Source organism: Magnetococcus marinus MC-1 (assembly GCF_000014865.1).
Classification (GTDB): domain Bacteria; phylum Pseudomonadota; class Magnetococcia; order Magnetococcales; family Magnetococcaceae; genus Magnetococcus; species Magnetococcus marinus.
On the sequence record NC_008576.1, the window covers coordinates 3,398,691 to 3,420,298 of the forward strand.

The following is a 21,608-nucleotide window of genomic DNA, read 5'->3' on the forward strand; positions in this document are numbered from 1 at the left end:
TTAAAGTTCACCCTCAAGATCAAACACATGGGTCAATGCCTGCCGGGTGGCATGATAGGCATGTTCCAAATTTAGCAGATCAGCCTCCAACTCCTTTTGCGCTTTCCAGCCCCCCTCTTGCCCCATCTGTTTGGCCAAAACGGTTAGCCGATGACACGCAAAACTGGCCGCGCTACTCACCATTCGGTGGCAGATAAAACCGAGGGAGGGACGATCCAGTTTCTGCACCGCTTCGCCCAAAGCTTGAAATTGAGAAACCATTTCCTCATCAAAGATATGCGCCAAACGCTTGCGTGTGGCGCGATCATAAAATTGGATAATGCGCCGTGCGCGCTGGCCATCCACCAGCAGTTTGGGGGTCATTTCCATGACCACCGAATGCTCCGGCAAGGCACTACTTTCTAAACGGCAGCCCTGACTTAGGCAGGCGCGCAACGCTTCAGGATTAACCGGTTTGCGCAATAGGCCATCAAAGCCCATTTTGAGATAATCCTCTGTATTGTATTCATCCAAATCACCGGTTGTGGCGGTGATGCCCACCCCAAATGTCAGACGTTGACGCAGACGTTTATAAAGCTCCAACCCTGACATGTCAGGCAGGTGAATATCGAGAAAGATCCAATCAAAAAAATGGTGCTGGATCGAAGCCATGGCCTGGGATCCCGTATAGGCCATGGTGACCTTGTGCCCCTCCTGCTGTAAAAAGGATTGTAATACCGCTGCGGCCACCCCTCCATCCTCCACCACCAGCGTACGCAGACGGGTTCGGGCTGGCTCCAATCGAGGTGCCTCTGCCTCAGGCTGGATAGCCTGGGCATGCTTACGCACCGCCAAAATCATACTCAGCCTTTGAACGATGAAACGTTTGGGCATCTGGACATCCAGATACTCCACCCCTCCCTGTTGCAGGGTTGCCAAAGCGTGCTCACGCTGAAAATGGTGATCCAGATAAACCATAGCAGGTGGATGAGCAGTGGCAGGGCAGGAAGTCAGCCACTTTGTCACCGTTTCCAACCCATAGGGATAGCAGACCAGAATGACTTGGATGTGATTCACAGCCGCGTGATAAGCAGGAAGCCCCCCTGGTTCACACTGGCACCAGGAGAGCTGCAACGGTTCCAATAGCTGGGGCCAGCTGAGTTTCTCCGCATCCCCAACCACCAATATGTCGCACCCTTGCGGCTTCAACAGAACGGACCTCCTCAAACAAAACGGTAGGGGATCAGTGTACACCAAAATTTAAGCAACAGAAGCGCCGTTTACCGTTGTTAACAATCCACCGTTGCGCGCTTGCAAAGTTTGCATCGTAGCTGGCAGCTAAACCTGCCCCCCGAAAATCAACGCTAACGCCCTACAATGATCCGCTGGGTGAGTTCCGGCTCTGCGACGATGAACATGACCGGCCATGCCTGATTATGGCAGATCCAGATAGATCGTTTTCAGCTGCTCAAGCGCAACCGAGCCCTGTTGCCGCAACTGCAACAGCGCAACCCCAATCACCTTGTCACGTCGACCCTCCAGCAGGGTGGCTGCGGCTTGGCCATTGGGTTTGATCACAATCCCCTGCTGGGTCTGATTAACCGAGAATGAAACCTCTCCCTGCGCCCCCTGGACCGTAAAACCAAGTGCAAAAACCGCCTCACCAGGGCTGGTGATCTCTTGATCCACACGGTTAAGGGGCCGCAAGCGAATGGCATTTTGTCCCGCTTGGACGCTAAATCCATCCTCCACACGGGGTGGTGTATCGGCGCGATAGGCCACCACTTGTACCGGCTTGGGATCCTCCATGCCGCCACCAATGTCACCATTTTGAGCATCTTTTAGAAAAACGACGGTTTCATTGCCTGAGACAACCGAGAAGATTTGATCCTGCTCACCTATAGACTGGGTTGTTTGGGGGATGGAAAGGGCGATCTCTTCCAGCTGGGTGGGTGCGGCCACCACCAGATCCGCCTCAGTATCAGGCGTGTTGGTCTCATAGCTTTTGGGGAGCACGCTCAAGGAGCCCGCCACATAGCTAAAGCTATAGTTTGTCGCACTTAAGCCACTGGGCATGATGGCGTAGGTACCCACAGCAACCGCCCCTTGAGAGGTTCCCGTATAGGTCAGTTCGCCCCCCAGCACCGAACTGTCTTCATCATCAATAAAACCGCTATACACAACCCCATTGCCATCCGTATACCCCTCTCCATCATAGGTTTTGCTGTCATCATTGGCGGTGACGGTCAAACCCACCTGATTGACGCTCAGGGTGCCATCATGGAAGGTGATCGCATAGTTGGATGAGGTCAAACCGCCGGGGGTGATGCTGTAGCTTCCCGCATCGGTGGCATCCTGCGATGTTCCACCATAGCTGAGGGAGCCACCCAACACCGCGCTATCCTCATCCCCCACAAAGCCGCTGTAGCTCACCCCATTACCGCCAGAGTAGGCGTTGCCATCATAGGTCTTGCCATCGTTCTCGGCGGTCACACTCAAAGCGGCTTGATTGACAGTCAGGGTGCCATTATTGAATGTTATCTCATAGTTTGAAGAGGTTAAGCCGCTTGGAATAATCGTATAGCTTCCCGCATCGGTGGCATCCTGCGATGTTCCACCATAGCTGAGGGAGCCACCCAACACCGCGCTATCCTCATCCCCCACAAAGCCGCTGTAGCTCACCCCATTACCGCCGCTGTAAGCCTCTCTATCATAGGTTTTGCTGTCGTTCTCGGCGGTCACACTCAAAGCGGCCTTATTGACCGTCAAGGTGCCATTGTTGAACGAGATATTATAGTTATCCGAGGTTAAACCGCTGGGCGTGATGCTGTAACTCCCGGCGTCGGTGGCATCCTGCGATGTTCCGCCGTAACTAATGGAGCCACCCAACACCGCGCTATCCTCATCCCCCACAAAGCCGCTGTAGCTCACCCCATTACCGCCGCTGTAAGCCTCGCTATCATAGGTCTTGCTGTCGTTCTCGGCGGTCACACTCAAAGCGGCCTTATTGACCGTCAAGGTGCCATTATTGAACGAGATCTCATAGTTATCCGAGGTTAAACCGCTGGGCGTGATGCTGTAACTTCCAGCGTCGGTGGCATCCTGCGATGTTCCACCATAGCTGAGAGAACCACCCAACACCGCGCTATCCTCATCCCCCACAAAGCCGCTGTAGCTCACCCCATTACCGCCGCTGTAAGCCTCGCTATCATAGGTTTTGCTGTCGTTCTCGGCGGTCACACTCAAAGCGGCCTTATTGACCGTCAAGGTGCCATTATTGAATGTTATCTCATAGTTTGAAGAGGTTAAGCCGCTTGGAATAATCGTATAACTCCCGGCGTCGGTGGCATCCTGCGATGTTCCGCCGTAACTAATGGAGCCACCCAACACCGCGCTATCCTCATCCCCCACAAAGCCGCTGTAGCTCACCCCATTACCGCCGCTGTAAGCCTCGCTATCATAGGTTTTGCTGTCGTTCTCGGCGGTCACACTCAAAGCGGCCTTATTGACCGTCAAGGTGCCATTATTGAATGTTATCTCATAGTTTGAAGAGGTTAAGCCGCTTGGAATAATCGTATAACTCCCGGCGTCGGTGGCATCCTGCGATGTTCCGCCGTAACTAATGGAGCCACCCAACACCGCGCTATCCTCATCCCCCACAAAGCCGCTGTAGCTCACCCCATTGCCGCCGCTGTAAGCCTCGCTATCATAGGTCTTGCTGTCGTTCTCGGCGGTCACACTCAAAGCGGCCTTATTGACCGTGAGGGTGCCATTATTGAAAGTGATCGCATAGTTGGATGAAGTCAAACCGCTGGGCGTGATGCTGTAACTTCCGGCGTCGGTGGCATCCTGCGATGTTCCGCCGTAACTAATGGAGCCACCCAACACCGCGCTATCCTCATCCCCCACAAAGCCGCTGTAGCTCACCCCATTGCCGCCGCTGTAAGCCTCGCTATCATAGGTCTTGCTGTCGTTCTCGGCAGTGATACTCAATGCGGCTTGATTGACAGTCAGGGTGCCATTATTGAACGAGATATTATAGTTATCCGAGGTTAAACCGCTGGGCGTGATGCTGTAACTCCCGGCGTCGGTGGCATCCTGCGATGTTCCGCCGTAACTAATGGAGCCACCCAACACCGCGCTATCCTCATCCCCCACAAAGCCGCTGTAGCTCACCCCATTACCGCCGCTGTAAGCCTCGCTATCATAGGTCTTGCTGTCGTTCTCGGCGGTTACACTCAAAGCGGCCTTATTGACCGTGAGGGTGCCATTATTGAAAGTGATCGCATAGTTGGATGAAGTCAAACCGCTGGGAATAATGGTGTAGCTTCCGGCATCGGTGGCATCCTGCGATGTTCCGCCGTAACTAAGGGATCCCCCCAGCACCGCACTCTCTTCATCATTGACAAAGCCGCTGTAGCTCACCCCATTACCGCCGCTGTAGGCATCGCCATCATAGGTCTTGCTGTCATTCTCGGCGGTGATGGTCAACGCGGCCGTAGAAATGGTGTGCCCATCTGTACGGGTGGCGCCACTCAAGGCATAGCCCAAGCTGTTGGTAGACGACAAGCTGGAGAAAGAGAGGTCATAGCTGCCCACATTGCTGCTGGAACTACCCGTTGAGGCAATGGTGTAGCTGTCAGGATCTATAAAGGAGTCGCCATTTTCCAAGGTTCCTGAACTCATGGAGAACGCCGTGGGGTTCACTCCATCCCCATAACTGGTCTCATAGGCATCTGGCGTGAGGGTCAAGGTTGGCTGCTCACGGTAGACGACGTTAACGCCACTCTCCAGTGCCGTCATGTAGTTGGTTGTGGTCTCATCACTGCCATAACGGAAGCGACCACTGCCCGACCCAAGCGCCGTGGCCAAGGCACTGCTGCCATTGATACTGCCCGTCAGTAAGGTGACAACTCCATCAGCTCCGGTAGAGATGATAACATAGTCATACAGGATATCAGCCCGACTATCGGCCAGGGTGGTTTGTCCCGCAGCTTCATCTTCTCCTGCATTCAAAACAATGGCCGTAGTGCTGGTATCGGTGGTGGACAGATCCCCAGAGAGGGTCAGATCCGCCGCATCGGCATCGCTCATGGTGGTAATGGCGATGCGACCCGTGGCCGTAATACCTGTTGTGGTATTGACACTGTTGATCGTCAGGGCATCCTGATCCTTATAGGTGACGCTGCCAGTATCCGCCGCCAAAGTGGCCACATTATTACCCGTACTGCTGGTAGCAGCGGTCAAGACATAGCTCCCACCGCTACCCAACAACTCCAAGTTATCCGCCACAATGGCCCCGCCCCCCCCTTGGGAACCGCTCCCCGTGGTGTGCAGTTGTAGATAATCGCCAGCGGTACTGATGGTCAGGCTGTCATTGAGGGTAATGTTACCGCTGCCCTGGATCAGACGCAGACTATCCGCCACAGAGGTTGCACCTGCCACAGTGATTCCGCCGCTGTTGTCAGAATCCCCAATCTGGATATAGCTAAAGCCATCGGCGAGGGTATCGGAAAAGACACTGGCGGCCAGATTAAGATCACCACCTGAACCACCAATCTCAATGGCGCTACTGGCGCTATAGGGTTGAATGAGCAACACGCCACTACTACTGATACTGTTGGATGAGCCTGTCAGATCCACCCGATCAGCGATCAGGGTAATGCTCCCTGAATCCGTTGAGGAGATGCTCACATTGCCTTCGGATATTCCAATCCCTTCACTGCTGCTGGCGGATTGCCCGGTAAGGGTAATATCACCCGATTCCGTGGTGATGGCGACATCGTTGAGCTCAATACCCCGATCATCGGCATCGCTATTGGACGCCGTTCCCTCCAGGGTGGTATTCCCTGAACCCGCCGCAGAGATGGTAGCGGTGTGACCGGTATCGGAGCGCACCTCAATACCATCATCCATAGTCGATGAACCGGTGATGGTAATATGGCCAGCCGTAACCGTTTGAACAACAACTAAGCCATCATCGCTATCAATGGTCACACCATTGGCCGAGGTGCTACCGGCCGTACCCACAATGGAGATATCGCCACTGGTGGCCTGTAGGGTGGTGTCTTCCCAAAGGTAGACCCCGTGACCAGAGTCACCACCTGTACCTGTCACAGTTAATCCACCGCTTCCAGCGGAGAGTGTGGTGTTGTGGATCGCCACCCCTTCACCCCCGACACTCCCCGTCCCAGTTACCGTCATGGTTCCGCTGGCCGCTGTGGTCAGCGTCGATGCCGAAGAGGAACCAAAATAGATACCATCCCCTCCTTCCGAGGTGCCGGTCAGGGTGATATTACCGCTTGTGGTGGTGGTCATGGTCGCGGCTATCGCATGAATACCCGCGAGTATACTCGTCGCGTCACCAGTTACGACAATATCCCCCCCTACTGCCGTAAAGCTTCCCGCCAAAAAGAGCGCCCCATTACCTTGAGTGGCATCCCCCTCTATGGTCAAACCACCACTACCCGCAGAAAAGGTGCTGGTGCTGTCATCAAAGGTAACACCGTAGCCAAACACCCCAGTACCCGCACCCGTCACGGTTATGCTTCCATCCGCAGCGGATTCAACCGTATTGGAGGGGCCAAAATAGATTCCAGTATAGAAGTCAGCGGTACTGTAACCCGTGATGGAGACACTGTCGGTAGCATCCGAGCCGATGACCATCTCCGAACCGGACAGGCCATCGCTGTCTGACGAAGTACCCGTCAGTGTAATGGAACCACTGGTGATATTATTAATGGTAACATTATCCCCATAGATCCCGTTTAGACCATCGGCCCCCGCTCCGGTAATGGAGATATCCCCCCCCTCAGCAGTGAAGGTCCCCCTAAGATAGAGCCCGCCATTACCGTAGGTATTATCCCCAACAATGGTCAGTCCACCGCTGCCTGCGGTCATGCTGTTGTCGACATGGTGACTCCGAAATCCTTGTTTGGAGCCGGAACCGTAGCCGGTGATGGTCATGCTACCACTGGCAGAGGTATCCATGCTCGTGGCGGAGGTTAGATAGATACCTCTGTTATCACCACTCAGGCTGGTGCCGGTCAGGGTAACACTGTCGGTGGTGTCGGAACCGATGGAGACAGAGGAGAGATAAATACCATCCGAATCCGCCGCACTACCGGTCAGGGTGATGGAACCACTGGTTGTGGTGTTGATGGTGGCATCTTCGGCATAGATAGCTTCCAACCCATTGGCCCCTTTGCCGGTGATGGTGATATCTCCCCCATCGGCTGTAAAACTACCCACCAGGGTGACGCCTCCATTGCCGTAGGTATCATCCCCTACAATGGTCAACCCACCGCTACCGGCACTAAATGTGTTGCCTGTAGAGTAACTCTGAAACCCCTGCCAAGCCCCGGCCGCAGCGCCGGTCAGGGTCATACTGCCGCTGGATGAGGTCTCCAATGAGCTGCTGCCAGTGACAAAGATCGCTTCGTTATCTCCACTTAAGCTGGTACCGGTAATGGTAACACTGTCGGTGCTGTCCGAACCGATGGAGACACCAGTGAGATAGATACCATCAAAATCTGCCGAACTTCCGGTCAGGGTGATCGCACCACTGGTGGTGGTGTTGATGGTGGCATCTTCGGCATAGATACCCTCGATACCATTGGCCCCTTCACCGGTGATGCTAATATCTCCCCCATCGGCGGTAAAGGTCCCCAGCAGGTAAACACCTCCGTTACCGTAGGTATCATCCCCCACAATGGTCAATCCACCGCTACCGGCACTAAAGCTGTTGGTGGATGTATTACTTTCAAAGCCATGCCATGCACCGGCGGCATAGCCCGTTATGGTTATACTGCCACTGGCAGAGGTCTCTAATGTGCTATAATTTTCCAGGTAAACACCCTTATTGTCGCCACTTAAGCTGGTTCCGGTAATGGTGATGCTGCTGGTGGAGTCAGAACCGATGTTTGTGTAGGCGAGGTTAATGCCATTACCATCGTCTGAGGTGCCGGTGAGGGTAATGGTGCCCGTTGTGTCAATGGTGACATCGTTGCCATAAATGCCATCAAAATTGTTGGTACCAACGCCGGTGATAACGACATCCCCCCCTTCCGAGGAAAATGTCCCCCGCAGCGAAACCGCGCCATTGCCCTGGGTATCATCACCGGTGATGGTCAATCCGCCGCTACCGGCGGTAACGGTGATACCGTTGTAGTTGCTTTGGAACCCCTGATCACCGCCTGAACCATAGCCGGTTAGGGTGATGCTGCCGCTGGATGAGGTGTCAATATCCGTTTCGCCAACCAGATAGATGCCCTCATTATCGCCGCTGTTGCTGGTTCCGGTAATGGTGATGCTGTCGGTGGTATCAGAACCGATGGTAACAGCGTTGGCGTAGAAACCTTCGGCATCGGCAGAACTGGCAACAATGGTAATGTTGCCGCTGGTCAGGGTATTGATGGTCGCACTGCTGCCATAGAATCCCTCTTTGCCACCCCCCCCAGCCGCAGTGATCACAATATCGCCAGCTTCGGCGGTGAAGGTTCCCTTAAGATAAACAGCGCCGTTGCCTTGGGCATCATCACCGGTGATGGTCAGGCCACCACTACCTGCCGTAAAACTGTTATCGCTGTCATTACTTTGCACCGCCTCTTGGTCACCGGTCCCGTAGCCGGTGATGGTAATGGTGCCGCTGGATGAGGTATCAAAAGAGCTGTCTGAGTAGACATAGACCCCCTCATTATTGCCACTTTCGCTGGTACCGGTAATGGTGATTGCGCTGGTGGCATCTGAGCCAAAGGTGGAATTTTTAATATAGATACCATCATCATCCGCACTGACACCGGTAAGGGTAATCGTTCCACTGCTGATCGTATTGATGGTGGCATACGAAACATACATACTCTCTTGACCATCCTCCCCAGCCGCAGTGATCACAATATCGCCCGTTTCGGTGGTGAAAGTGCCGATGATATTTACCGCACCGTTGCCGTAGGTGTTATCCCCAGTGATGGTCAAACCACTGCCCGCCGTAAAGCTGTTGCTACTAATGTTGCTTTGAAACCCTTCATTGTCACCTGAACCGTAACCGGTAATGGTGATCGAACCATCAGACGACGTATCAAAGCTGCTACCCGAATCAATAAAGATCCCGTTACCAGCGTTACTTAAGCTGGTTCCAGTCAGGGTAATGGAATCCGTGGCATCGGAGCCAACGGTCACCCCGTCAAGAGTAATGCCATTAGAATCCGCAGAGGTTCCGGTGAAGGTAATTTGACCACTTGTCAGCGTGTCGAAGGTGGCGTTATAGGCATAGATTCCCTGCTTACCATTGGTACCGCTGCCAGTAATGGTGATATCCCCACCTTCCGTTGTATAGGCGCCCTTTAAATAGACATAACCATTGCCTTCGGCATCATCCCCAATGATGGTCAACCCCCCACTACCGGCCGTGATGACGGTATTGGTGTCATTGCTTTGAAAGCCCTGCTCCACCCCGGTGCCATAGCCGGTAATGGTGATGGAGCCGGTAGCGGAGGTATCCAATGTGGTGGTATTGGTAAAAAAGAGCCCTTCTGCATCGCCACTTTTAGCGGTACCGGTAATGGTGATGCTGGTGGTGTCATCCGAGCCCAGCGTCAACCCGGAGGCGTAAACACCTATGCCACCATCGGCCAGATCGGTTCCATCGCCACCGATACCAGACAATTCAATGGTTCCACCCACAGCATTGATGGTTCCGGAGAGTTGTAGACCGTCAGCACTACCCGTGTAGTTCTGGCCGGCCACGACGACGCCACCAGAACCGGAAATGATGGATTGGGTCCCCCCATCATTGGTATCGACCCCCTCCCCCAAACCATAAGCGTAGCCGATGATGGCAATTAGGCCACTGCCCCCCACTCCGCTACCGGTACGTATCACGGTATCATCTTCAAGATGTACCCCGTTGCGGTCGCCACCATCCCCAGCATCAGCCGTAGGACCGGTCCCGTTTATGCCGATGCTGCCATCGCCGGTGGTTTCGATCAAAGAGCCATTAATTCGAACCCCTGAAGCGTTGGCGGTATCACTGGTCACATCCCCAGGGCTGAAATCCCCCCCGGTTCCTGTTAGGACAATCATGCCATCTTCGGCTTGTAAATGGGCACCAATGACACTGTCATCCCCAAAGGCGACGCCAGACTCGTCGGCAGAGGCGTTGGCACCGTTATCCGCCACCATACCGACAATGGCAATGACACCATCACCACTGGTGATGATGCGGGTGCTAGGGGCCGATGCGCTACCGGTGCTACTCTTTATCAAAACGCCTTCGGCTTTTTCCCCCGTTCCAACCATCATTATGCTGCCTCCGGCGGCATCAATGGTGCTGTCGCCTTCAATCAGGATGCCCCGACCTGTCCCCCCACTCTTACCCTGTCCATAGATCGTGACACTGCCTCCACCGGTGGAAATGGTACCGTCTAAGTAAAACCCGTTGGCATAATCGGCCCCACCCATGGCATTACCCGAATAGTCAGACTGGCCGCCAGCCGCAAAATAACCGCCGTTGGTGGTAATGCTGCTGTCACCGCTGATGACGATAGCACCGTCGCTGGAGCTGTTGTAATCGGCATAGAAAGCCACACCCAATTCATTGGATATGGAGGTAATGCTGTGTCCATCCATCACAATATTGCCGTAGGCGTACAGGATCAGGCTTGCATCATCCCCTGACGTTTTGCTGATGTCGGCATTGATGATGATGTCACCATCCTCTGCATTGGTACCCGCTGAGGCCGTTTGAATCTTCACAACAACCCCAGCATTAAGCTGAGCTTCGATGGTGGCCACATCAATTTGGGAACCATCGTCAGTCGAGGTATAGGTTGGAGCGGAAGAGTCATCCAAATTGGACGTAGCGTTGGTAATCTCAATATTGTTGGGGTCCAGCAACCACAAACCACCGGCCCCTTTTGGCGCATCCAGTGCCAGTTGAATGCCGGTCACATCCAGATGGTGTCCAGAGGTCTCAACTTGGCCCCCATCACCACCCTGCTCTCCCCCTTTGGCCTCCACCACCCCATGCACACGGGTCTTACCTTCAACATTGTGGATATCGGACCACACCACGACGGTTCCACCATCCCCGCTGTCGGTTGCATTAGCCTTTAGCTCTGCCCCTTGTTCCACAACCGTCTGCTGGGATTGGGCCACATCCGGATTACTGTTTTGCCAACTGCCCCCCACCTGAATCTCACCCCCCCCAGTAGCACCGGAGGCATTCAGCCTGGCCCCACTGGCGATCGTGGTGGTCTCACCGGTCATGGTGATGCTGCCCCCTTTGGCCTGTTCAGAGGTCACATCCAGCGTTCCAGCATTGGTCACATCCCCACCAGCGGCGGTCAAAAAGATACGCCCCCCCTGGGTGGTGATCCCCCCAGCCTCCACGGTGCCGCTGTTGTTGACCACCGCCCGATGCACCGCATCAACCCCTTTGGCAGAAAGCAGCGCCACTCCACCGGAAGCCATCACCAGTCCTTTATTTTCCGCCAGGGCATCCAGGGTCCCTTTATGCACCGTTAGCTTGATCAGACTGTCTCCATAAAGATCCACACTGACCTCATCCCCAGCCGCCAGGACCGCTGTGCCTTTTGGGGCTGAGATATCCCCCTCATTGCGCACCCTGGGTGAGAGCAAGGCAATATATCCCCCTTCAGCCGCATTCAAGCTGCCCCAGTTTTCGATGCTTCCTGTGCTCTCACCAGCAGAAAAGCGATAATTCTCCTGCATAAAATCGTCATCGGAGAGGTCAAGAGTGGAAGCCACCAGACCACCTACCTCAATACGGGCATTCTGGCCAAAAATCACCCCTGATGGGTTGATGAGAAAAACCTGACCATTGGCGTTCAAGCGTCCAAAGATCTCACTGGCCCCAGCACTCATGACCCGGTTTAAGGCAATACTTGAGGCACTTGGCTGCTGAAACGTCACCTGGGCATCCGCCCCGATCTGAAAGCTCTCCCAATTGGCGATCAGCTTACTGCTGGTCTGCTCAATGACCATATTGACGCCCGATTGATAGATACTCCCCTCGCCAACGGTGATGTTTCCTCCCGTTGGCAGAGCATCCATTGCTGGTGCAGCCCAAAGATCGGTTCTTGGGGTGGGCAGCAAAAGCAGGGTGAGAAGGGATAAAAGCCCACGTCTACGTGGAAAAATAGCTGTTTTTTGGACAGAACACTCTCTTTTATGATCTATATGCATCTTAAATCACCCTTGATTGATCATCTGAATGGGCATGCTGGTCTGAGACATTAAAAAGCATGGGAGTAGGAGAGCCACATACGCGTGTCATACTGGGTTCCATCACCATCCAGATTGGTGCTGCTGTCCCGCCCTGGATGGTCACCAAGGGTTCGGGTCAGCTGTAGGTTGAACTCCGACTTGCCAGCGGTTCCCACCAGAACACCCAGACCATATCCGGAGAGGCTGTAGCTGTTGGGTGTAGAGAGGACGAGATTGTCAGGGTCGGCATATTGATGGACATTCCCCCAGTCATAGAACGCGGTCAGCTGCACACGTCCAAGCGGGGTATCCTCAGCAGCCAGATAGCGCGCATTCAGGTTCACCATCATTCCATGGTCACCGGAGGCCTCCCCAACGGGATAGGCACGGATACCAGAGGGACCACCCAGTTGAAACTTTTCTGAGGTGGACAGGTTTTTTGAGGCATATTGGCCGGAGAGATCGGCTAGAAAAGTCAGATTTTTACCAGCCCGCTGGATGCGTCGCACGCGCACAGAAAGCTTGCCATAGCCGCCATGGGCATGAGGGCCTGTGGAGGATTGATCGGCATCATAGGCCGAGGTCAAACCACTCAGATCCAGATCCCCTACCTCATAGCTCATGGAGCCTGAAGTGAACCCACCACGCCAAAACGTGTCGGTCACACTACCATTCATACCTGCTTTAAAAATGGCCAGTTTTTTATCGTTGGTGGCACTACCCAGGGACTCATCATCCAGCTTTTTATACACAAAGCCGGTGGTGAGATTGAGGGTTTGGCTACGGTTTAAAAGCAGCGGGTAGGAGGCCCCCAAAGTCAACTGGGCGGCATGGCCGATCTGTCGTAGCGTTTCAAAGGAGCCGCCTGCTCTATAGCTTAACAGGTTGCCACCGACACTCACCTTCCATCCAGAATCACCAACGGGGAGATTCGCGTTCATGGAGGCATAGTTGAAATAGCCCTCTCCCATGGATTTCATAATATTGAGGGAGAGTTGATCGCCGCGCTTCAAGGCGCTGTTCACATCCAACAACCCCATCATCCGCACGCGGCCAGTGAGTCGGTTACCGCCATTATCCACAAACAGCTTGGGTTTAAGCAGATCTCCCTGCTCCACATCCAGCACCATTTTGGTGGTATCCGGCTTGGAGCCCGCAGCCATATTGACGGAGGGCTTGATACCCGGCAGATCCTGGAGCAACAGCACCCCACGCTCCACCTTTTGATCGGCAATCAAACCGCCAACGGGGTTAGCACTGGTAAAACGGCGTTTGATCAACTCTTCTGGGATCCGAAGATCATGCCCCTCCACATCCACATCATCTAAACGAACCTCATGAATCTGGATGGTGATGACACCATCCGTGATATCTTGAGGGGGTAATGTGGCATGGCTTAATTTGTAACCACGATCACTAAAATAGTGATTGATCAGCCGCGTTAGCCCTTCTAACTCATTAAAATTCAACCTTTTGCCTTTTGTATGGGCCAGTAACGCCTGTAAAGCTTGCTCATCAGCCAGGGTTAATGCGCCTTGAAACTGAAAGCGGTTAACCTGAATTTTGACAGTCTGATTTCCACGCTGTACTGGTGCGGACTCTTCTGGCGTAACCTCTGGAATATCTTGAGGCAGGCTTTGCTGCAACTGCTGCTGTTCCATCTGGTTCAATTGTTGACCTGCACTGGGTATGGACTGAGCAAAGGATGCGGGAATGGGGCAGATGCAAGCGACCAAACCGGCGATCATACATCGACGAACCATAGAATCATTCTTCGGCATATCAAATACTTTCGTCAGAGACGACATGTCAAAACCCAAAGAACGGCAAACGCTCAACATTGTCTCATGTGCCGATCACAGATACATGGCATGCCTATGCAACCACTATTTTCAATCTGTGATATTGAGGAACCACCTAGGGATTTTCAAATCGCTGTCTGTTAACAATGGTAAACACGCAATAGAGGTGATCTGGATAGAGATGGAGGCTCTAAAGAGCTGTTTGGAGAGTCCTATCCAAATGTAGACGAAGATTGGAGGTAGTGAGATAGGGCAACAATGTGCTGGACATCAACTTTTTATCGGCCTGAAGATGTGTCAATCGGCATTGAATACTGACCCCCCATCGGCGCGCAATATTGACCCCGGTGGGAAGGGAGATTTTCACCCCCTTTATTTCATTCGGTAGCTCTCATTTCCGGTCTTGATAATGTCGCAATGATGGGTGAGACGATCCAGCAGTGCCGTGGTCATTTTGGCATCCCCGAATACCTTGGGCCATTCACCGAAGGTCAGATTGGTGGTGACGATCAAGGAGGTCTGCTCATAAAGTTTGCTGATCAGATGGAACAGCAACGCGCCTCCAGTTTTAGAAAAAGGTCGATAGCCCAGTTCATCCAGTACCAACAGATGGGTGCGTAATAGCTTTTCAGCAAGTCGTCCAGCTAAACCATCAGCTTGCTCACGTTCCAGTTTGTTGACCAGATCGACCACGCTGAAGTAACGACAACGCTTGCCCAGACGAATGCAGTTGGCGGCAACGGCAATCGCCAAGTGAGTCTTTCCGGTTCCTGTCCCGCCGACTAAAATGATATTGCCTGCACCATCAAGGAATTCCCCATCATAGAGCGTGCGGATTCGCCCTTCATTAGCTGATGAGGCCGTAAAATCAAAGCTATCCAGATTTTTCTGCGAAGGGAATTTAGCGACTGACATCTGATCGTGGATAGATCGGACCTTTCGTTCTACCTGCTCAGCCTCAATCAATGCGCCCAGAATTTCATGAATCGTTCTGTTTCGCCGTTCATCCACCACCACCGCTTCATCAAAGGCTGCCACCATACCGTGCAACTTCAGCCTCTTGAGACCATCGATCAGTTCATGACGTCGCATGATGGCCGCCTAAAAAACGATTATGGGGGCATTTTTGCACGCCGTTTTTCCCCTCAAAGGGGTCATTATTGGATGCCGTTTAACAGAAAACCGACCTGTCAAACGCCTCGGCTTTTAGAGAATGTGGGGGAGAAGAGAGAATAGTGGGGCAGAGAGGGCGTAAACAGAGAGTGGCGATCTATCGCTAACCATTGAATTTATTAGCAGATTTCAGACAACAAAAAACCCCAGATTCGTTAGAACCTGAGGTTATTGGTTGACCAAACGCCACCCTTTAGCAAACCTTCTCCGCCTATTTTTTAGGCATTTTTGTTTCGCAAGAGGGTCACACTCGCTACCCAAGAACTCTAGCAAAAATAAGTCACATCGCATTGATATTTATCAACAAAACAGCAAAAAAGCTTCCAATTCGACCTCGAAAAGTTTGCTTCAAAGGTCCGCTCGCCCGATCACATAAATTCACGAACCCTGACCCTACTTGAATACGGCTTCCAGCGTCTCCGCATCAAAAATTTGCTCACCCCAGGTCTCCAGTTCATCAATTGTAGCATTCGCTACTTTTAACTCCGCCCAACCAGGTACTTCTCCAAATCGGCGATGAAGCTGTCTCAGAAGAAGTGAAGATTCACCTTCTTGACGGCCCTCTTGACGGCCCTCTTGACGGCCCTCTTGACGACCCTTAGACATCATCTCACGCGCAAACTGCGATGCATAGTGCTCCGCTTCTCCTGGAAAAGCCTCTTCCGCATATGCCTGTACATCTGCCATTGTCATTCCCCTGTACGTTTGAATCAGATATCTCAACACCAGCTTGGCAAACTCGGGATCCCCTTGGGCACCCTTCCCTATCTGCGGAATGACAACCACACCATCCGCACTATGAAACGCATACTTCATCGCCATCAGAGCAGCTCGCAAATGAGTATCCTGAGACAGGTCATCATCCGCGATGCGCCCTAAATCCGTCACCGCAAAGCTGAAATCAAGCAGATGGTGTAACAAACCCTTATCTGCTTCAAGCAATGCTGAAAACTGGTTTGGGACCGTCCACTCACGAGCCCCATGATAAACCACCAGAGGCACAATCGGAGGTAGCTTCTGCTGCCCTTCTTTCAGAAACCGCTCCCAGATCCTGACCATATAGCGCAAAAGTTGAAAGGCAACCCATTCGTCTGCATAGCTCTTGTGCTCAATCAGCGCGTAAATGTATGCCGCCTTCCCCTCTTGAGTCTTAACCTTGAAAAGCCGGTCCGTTAAATGCTCCCGAAACTCGCCATCAATGAAGGTTCCATCCACCAAGACAGGCGGCTCTGATGACAGTAACTCTGCTACTTCCTTTGGCAGACGCTCCCGAAGCAAAGTTCCAGTCTTATCTGGATCACTCAACAATGCCTTCAGAAACCGATCGTGCGGCTGGGTAATCTTCGTCATACAGTGGTCATTCCATTCAAAGCATTTTCCCAAGGGTATAACATGCTCGGCACACTAACAGAACTCATCCACTACTTCATGGGGTTGTTCAGGTCTCGTGCAGCCCTGCAACTGGAAATCCTCGCCCTGCGCCACCAGATTAATGTCTTACAACGCCAACGCCCCAAGCGCCCTACCCTACGCCATATGGACAGGATCTTTTGGGTTTGGCTATCTCAGATCTGGCCTAGGTGGAAACACGCGTTAGTGATTATAAAACCAGCCACCGTTATCAAATGGCACAAGCAAGGCTTCAAGCTCTATTGGAAACGGAAGTCGCGACCAATGCGCCCTGGCCGTCCTCGCGTCCCGCAGGAAGTGCGTGACCTAATTCGGCAAATGTCGCGGGAAAATCCACTCTGGGGAGCACCACGCATTCACGGCGAGTTACTTAAATTGGGGTATGATGTCGGGGAAACATCGGTCTCAAAGTACATGCTCAGACCTGGAGGACCTACCTTGATAACCACGTAAATCAGATCGTGGCCATGGACTTCTTCACCATACCGACAATCTTTTTCAAGGTGCTGCACGTCCTGATTCTTATTGATCATGAGTGGCGGCGTATCATTCACATCAACGTTACCACCAATCCAACATCAACTTGGGTTGTCCAGCAAATTCGGGAGGCGTCCCCTTGGGATACAGCACCACGATTCCTATTGCACGACCACGATCCGCTTTTCATGGCCAGCCAATATGCGCTCAAAAGAATGGGCATTGAAACTGTGATCACGGCAAAGGCCTCGCCCTGGCAAAACGCCTACTGCGAAAGAGTGATCGGCAGTTTACGCCGAGAGTGCTTTGATCACATCATCGTGCTCAACGAAGAACACCTGCAACAGCGGCTTGGGGAGTATGTGGATTATTACCAACTAGCGGACCCATTTAGGACTGTCCAAAGATTCCCCAGTCCATCGGGCAGTCCAGCCAGAAGAGTCTAGCAACATCGTTGCCCTCCCAGTTCTCGGCGGTCTGCACCATCGGTACCAACGTATCGCTGCCTGACATCTGTCAGCTATCGGTTTCTGATTTTCAAAGAGCGCATTGGCTTGACGTTCCAATCCTCCGTACCTGAAATCCTATTTTTAGAAGAATCCAGCCACACCAAGCATCTATTCCGCCCCTGATTCTCCCAAATTTCACCTCATCCGACCAGAAAAATCGCTACGCTGCTCTCCAACTCAGGGCCAGTTTTGGTGCAGATGAGGTTTACGAGACCGGACTTTCTGTTTAAAAAATGTATAATACATTGATATCAAGCTGTAATTTACTTGAACACGGTGCGCGTCACTGGACACATTAAGGCGAGATGCTGAGTAGCCGGAAAGCCTCCTGCTGTAGAGGGGTGATGTTAGATACTGTCGACACGAGATAAGCTGATGTAGAATAGGAGTCAAAGCAAGGAGGCTTTGACATGACTGCATCTTACCGTAGGCACGATATTTCAGACCAACTATGGTCACGCCTTGAGCCCCATTTGCCTGGAAGGGCTGGAAGCTGGGGAGGAGTAGCCAAGGACAACCGCCTTTTTATCAATGCGGTGTTTTGGATCTTGCGTACAGGTGCGCCATGGCGCGATCTTCCACCAGATTATGGCGATTGGAACAACACTCAACGCCGTTTCTGCCGGTGGCGCGACAAAGGGATCTGGGAGAAGCTGCTTGACCAGATGATTGAAGACCCTGATTACGAGTAGTTGATGATCGATTGGAGGGTTCGGCTCCCGAAACGAACCGTCTCTGGAGACTTGGCACACAATAACATGATGTTTTCAAAGGAACTCAAACACCCTCATTTCACACTATGTTTGCGTATTATTTGTGATATTTGGAGGCCCACACTGGCATATGGTGCCTTGGGGGACTTACAAGAGGTCCGAACTTGAGGGGAAAAAGCCCGAATGTAGAGACTGGAAGTCCGAACTTTAGGGGGCAGGAATCTGTAATCTGGTGGGAAAAATATTCAAAAATCATCTGGCCCAATTCCCGGCCATTTTGAGCGGGGTGCCAATTTGTAGGATCTGGGTATATCATTGCACCGCCATCTTTTTTTGAAAAAACCTGATCCGGTCGTTTTGGTGCACATGAACTCACTATCACTCCTTATCTGGGGGCTGATCTCCCAGTTTTTCAGCCCTCGTCATAACGCGCAGATCCGGCTGCTCAAAGCCCAGGTCAGAATACTCCAGGAACGACTTCCCAGCCAGCGTGTTATCGCCTCACCTGAGGAAAAATCTGAACTGTTGCGACTGGGGGCTGACTTTGATCACCAGATCAACGATCTGATCATGATCGTCAAGCCCAACACCTATCGTCGCTGGCTCAACCAATCCTCATCAGGAAAGCCTTTCGGCAGGCCACGACTGACTCAGGAGTTGAGGGACACAGTGATCTGCATGGCCAAGGAGAATCTCCAATGGGGCTATCGACGGATCGTCGGAGAGCTCAAAAAGCTTGGCCTCTATGCTGGAGCCAACTCGGTCAAACGCATTCTTAATGAGGCAGGCATTCACCCAGAACCAGAGAAGAGTAAACCGACACCACCTCTACCCTGGGACACCTTCATCAAGGCCCACCTTGAAACTACTCTGGCATGCGACTTTTTCTCCAAAGTGCGACCTTAAGTCGTTGTATAAACAGTTGAACAGGAAAGGACAATTGATTCAACCCGATATTCTGCTATCGGTAACCTACCTGGACATGCATGGTGAGCAATCACATGTGTGAAGCTCCAGGGACAACGGTACTGTCACCTGCCACCAAGCCGTGAGGTAAGGTGGTTACTGCCAGCATCAGGCGGTTAAGTATCAAGGTTCGGGTGGTACGATCAACACATGTGAATCGCTGATAAATGTCGTTAAGAAAGAACAAGCTAAAGATGCTGACAAGCTTGGACCAAAACGGTACGGGAGAGAGATGGGTGATTTTGGTACGCCCATCGCAGATCAATTCTCCCCGGCAGACAGGCGGGATCTACCCCACCCAGTTTCTACAACGGAAAAGGGTAAACCCTCATACCTCCTGGATGACAGGAAAGTGAGCTGCGAAGCAAACTGACAGGTATCAGGGCAGAGGATGTCCGAAAAAGCGAATGCCCCTTCTGTAATCGGGGGGATAGGGTTATACCCGACCCGAGAGGGTGCAGACTTCGGACGGGTCTTCATTCACGAATCACCTGAGGAACGGTATGAACGAGGCAATGCAGATTAAGGAAGCCCGAGGGGACAATTCTCCTCGGAGCTTGTGCAGCCCCGGTTTTAAGAACTGGAACTCCATCGAATGGAAATAGGTTCACCGAAATGTGTCCCGACTTCAAGCAAGAATCGTGAAGGCTGAAAAGGAAGGGAGAATCGGCAAAGTCAAAGCTTTGCAGATCATTCTGACCAAATCATTGGCTGCCAGGGCACTGGCCGTCAAGCGCGTCACGGAAAACCGGGGGAAGAATACTCCTGGTGTGGATGGCAGTCTCTGGAAAACCCCGGGGAGCAAAGCCAAAGCTGTTCAACATTTGAGGCGTAAAGGCTACAAGGCCAGCGCCTTGAAAAGAGTGTACATTCCAAAGGCCAACGGTAAGAAACGACCACTCGGGATTCCCACCATGAGAGATAGAGCCATGCAGGCACTGTATCAAATGGCTCTTGACCCTGTGGCGGAATGCCGTGCTGATGTCAACTCCTATGGATTTCGTAGACATCGCTCGACGGCAGATGCCATTGAAAAATGTTTTGCCGTACTATCCAGGAAATTGGCTGGTCGGTGGGTCCTTGAAGGGGACATCAAAGGCTGTTTCGACAACATCAACCATCAATGGCTGTTGGATAACATCCCAACAGACAAAAAGATGTTGAACGCCTGGCTCAAAGCCGGAGTTGTACACAAAGGAGCCTTCCACGCAACAGAGGCCGGAACACCACAAGGTGGCATCATTTCACCTGTTTTGGCGAATATGGCACTCGATGGGCTCGAAGATGCCCTTCAGGCTCGATTCGGAAGCAAAATTTCTCCCCGAAGAAAAGCCTGCCGTATTAATCTGGTGCGGTATGCGGATGATTTCATCATCACCGGAAGTTCACCAGAGCTGCTGGAAAATGAGGTCAAACCACTGGTGCAGAACTTTTTATCGGAAAGATGATTGGCTCTTTCCGCTGAAAAAACCAGTATCACATACATAACGGACGGCTTTGATTTCCTTGGCCAAAACATCAGGAAGTACAGAGATAAACTCCTGATCAAACCTTCCAGGAAGAGCATTTCGAATCTCTTGGAAAAGGTCAGGGAAATCATCAAAAGTCACAAAAGCTCTACAGCCGGTGGATTGATTCTCCTTCTGAATCCAATCATCAGGGGGTGGGCGAATTATCACCGGCATGTAGTGAGTGGAAGGGTTTTTGCCCGCGTTGACCATGCAATATGGCAAGCTATCTGGGCCTGGGCAGTCCGAAGACATCCCAAGAAATCGAAAAAGTGGGTCCGCTCAAAATATTTCACCACGGAAGGGGGAAATAACTGGGCATTCTTCGGGGAGACCTATGCTGGCGTGAGAGTGTTGCTCTTCAAAGCAACATCACTCGGCATCATTCGTCACATCAAGGTCAGACAGGATCTCAATCCCTATGATCCAGCCTGGAAGGATTACCTTGTGAAACGGGTAGCCAAATCCACCCCTGGCTCGGGCTGGGTGCCGCAAGGTGCCTTTTGAAGGCTTGAGCCGTGTGCGGTGAAAGTCGCACGCACGGTTCTTAGGGGGGGATGTGGGGGTAACCCCATGTCCCTACCCGACGTGCGACCTTAAGTCGTTGTATAAACAGTTGAACAGGAAAGGACAATTGATTCAACCCGATATTCTGCTATCGGTAACCTACCTGGACATGCATGGTGAGCAATCACATGTGTGAAGCTCCAGGGACAACGGTACTGTCACCTGCCACCAAGCCGTGAGGTAAGGTGGTTACTGCCAGCATCAGGCGGTTAAGTATCAAGGTTCGGGTGGTACGATCAACACATGTGAATCGCTGATAAATGTCGTTAAGAAAGAACA

The 21,608-nt window shown here is 52.4% G+C and carries 9 protein-coding genes and 1 pseudogene; 5 read left to right on the plus strand and 5 right to left on the minus strand.

The genetic code is table 11. The annotated features are described in order from the left end of the window. From MMC1_RS13770 to MMC1_RS13795, 5 genes are all read right to left on the minus strand, one after another. Positions 1 to 1,188 (minus strand): response regulator, encoded by a 1,188-nt coding sequence (locus MMC1_RS13770; RefSeq protein WP_143711435.1) that lies wholly within the window; start codon positions 1,186 to 1,188, stop codon positions 1 to 3. 225 nt (positions 1,189 to 1,413) lie between these two features. After that, positions 1,414 to 12,051: a beta strand repeat-containing protein gene (locus tag MMC1_RS13775; RefSeq protein ID WP_041641252.1), complete on the minus strand. Its 10,638-nt coding sequence runs from the start codon at positions 12,049 to 12,051 to the stop codon at positions 1,414 to 1,416. 182 nt (positions 12,052 to 12,233) lie between these two features. Beyond that, positions 12,234 to 13,967: a ShlB/FhaC/HecB family hemolysin secretion/activation protein gene (locus tag MMC1_RS13780; RefSeq protein ID WP_160162719.1), complete on the minus strand. Its 1,734-nt coding sequence runs from the start codon at positions 13,965 to 13,967 to the stop codon at positions 12,234 to 12,236. Positions 13,968 to 14,378: 411 nt separating this feature from the next. Further along, the gene (gene istB / locus MMC1_RS13790; RefSeq protein WP_011714291.1) at positions 14,379 to 15,098 is read right to left on the minus strand and encodes an IS21-like element helper ATPase IstB; all 720 of its coding nucleotides are present in this window, start codon (positions 15,096 to 15,098) and stop codon (positions 14,379 to 14,381) included. A gap of 474 nt (positions 15,099 to 15,572) precedes the next feature. Then, the gene (locus tag MMC1_RS13795) at positions 15,573 to 16,529 is read right to left on the minus strand and encodes an Rpn family recombination-promoting nuclease/putative transposase (protein WP_011714292.1); all 957 of its coding nucleotides are present in this window, start codon (positions 16,527 to 16,529) and stop codon (positions 15,573 to 15,575) included. 527 nt (positions 16,530 to 17,056) lie between these two features. Here MMC1_RS13795 and MMC1_RS22210 point away from each other — a divergent pair. The 5 genes and pseudogenes from MMC1_RS22210 (at position 17,057) to MMC1_RS22220 (ending at position 21,269) form a co-directional block, all read left to right on the plus strand. Further along, on the plus strand, positions 17,057 to 17,512 hold the full coding sequence (locus tag MMC1_RS22210) for an integrase core domain-containing protein (RefSeq protein WP_227665234.1): 456 nt from the start codon (positions 17,057 to 17,059) through the stop codon (positions 17,510 to 17,512). 473 nt (positions 17,513 to 17,985) lie between these two features. Next, positions 17,986 to 18,264, plus strand: a pseudogene (locus MMC1_RS13810) (transposase); the annotation flags it as partial. Between the two features lie 390 nt (positions 18,265 to 18,654). Then, positions 18,655 to 19,194 (plus strand): helix-turn-helix domain-containing protein, encoded by a 540-nt coding sequence (locus tag MMC1_RS13815; RefSeq protein ID WP_081436301.1) that lies wholly within the window; start codon positions 18,655 to 18,657, stop codon positions 19,192 to 19,194. A gap of 701 nt (positions 19,195 to 19,895) precedes the next feature. Beyond that, the gene (locus tag MMC1_RS22215) at positions 19,896 to 20,702 is read left to right on the plus strand and encodes a reverse transcriptase domain-containing protein (RefSeq protein WP_407081013.1); all 807 of its coding nucleotides are present in this window, start codon (positions 19,896 to 19,898) and stop codon (positions 20,700 to 20,702) included. Further along, a complete protein-coding gene (locus MMC1_RS22220; protein ID WP_227665239.1) occupies positions 20,703 to 21,269 on the plus strand; it encodes a group II intron maturase-specific domain-containing protein in 567 nt (188 codons plus the stop codon). It abuts the gene before it with no gap. Positions 21,270 to 21,608 lie beyond the last annotated feature (339 nt).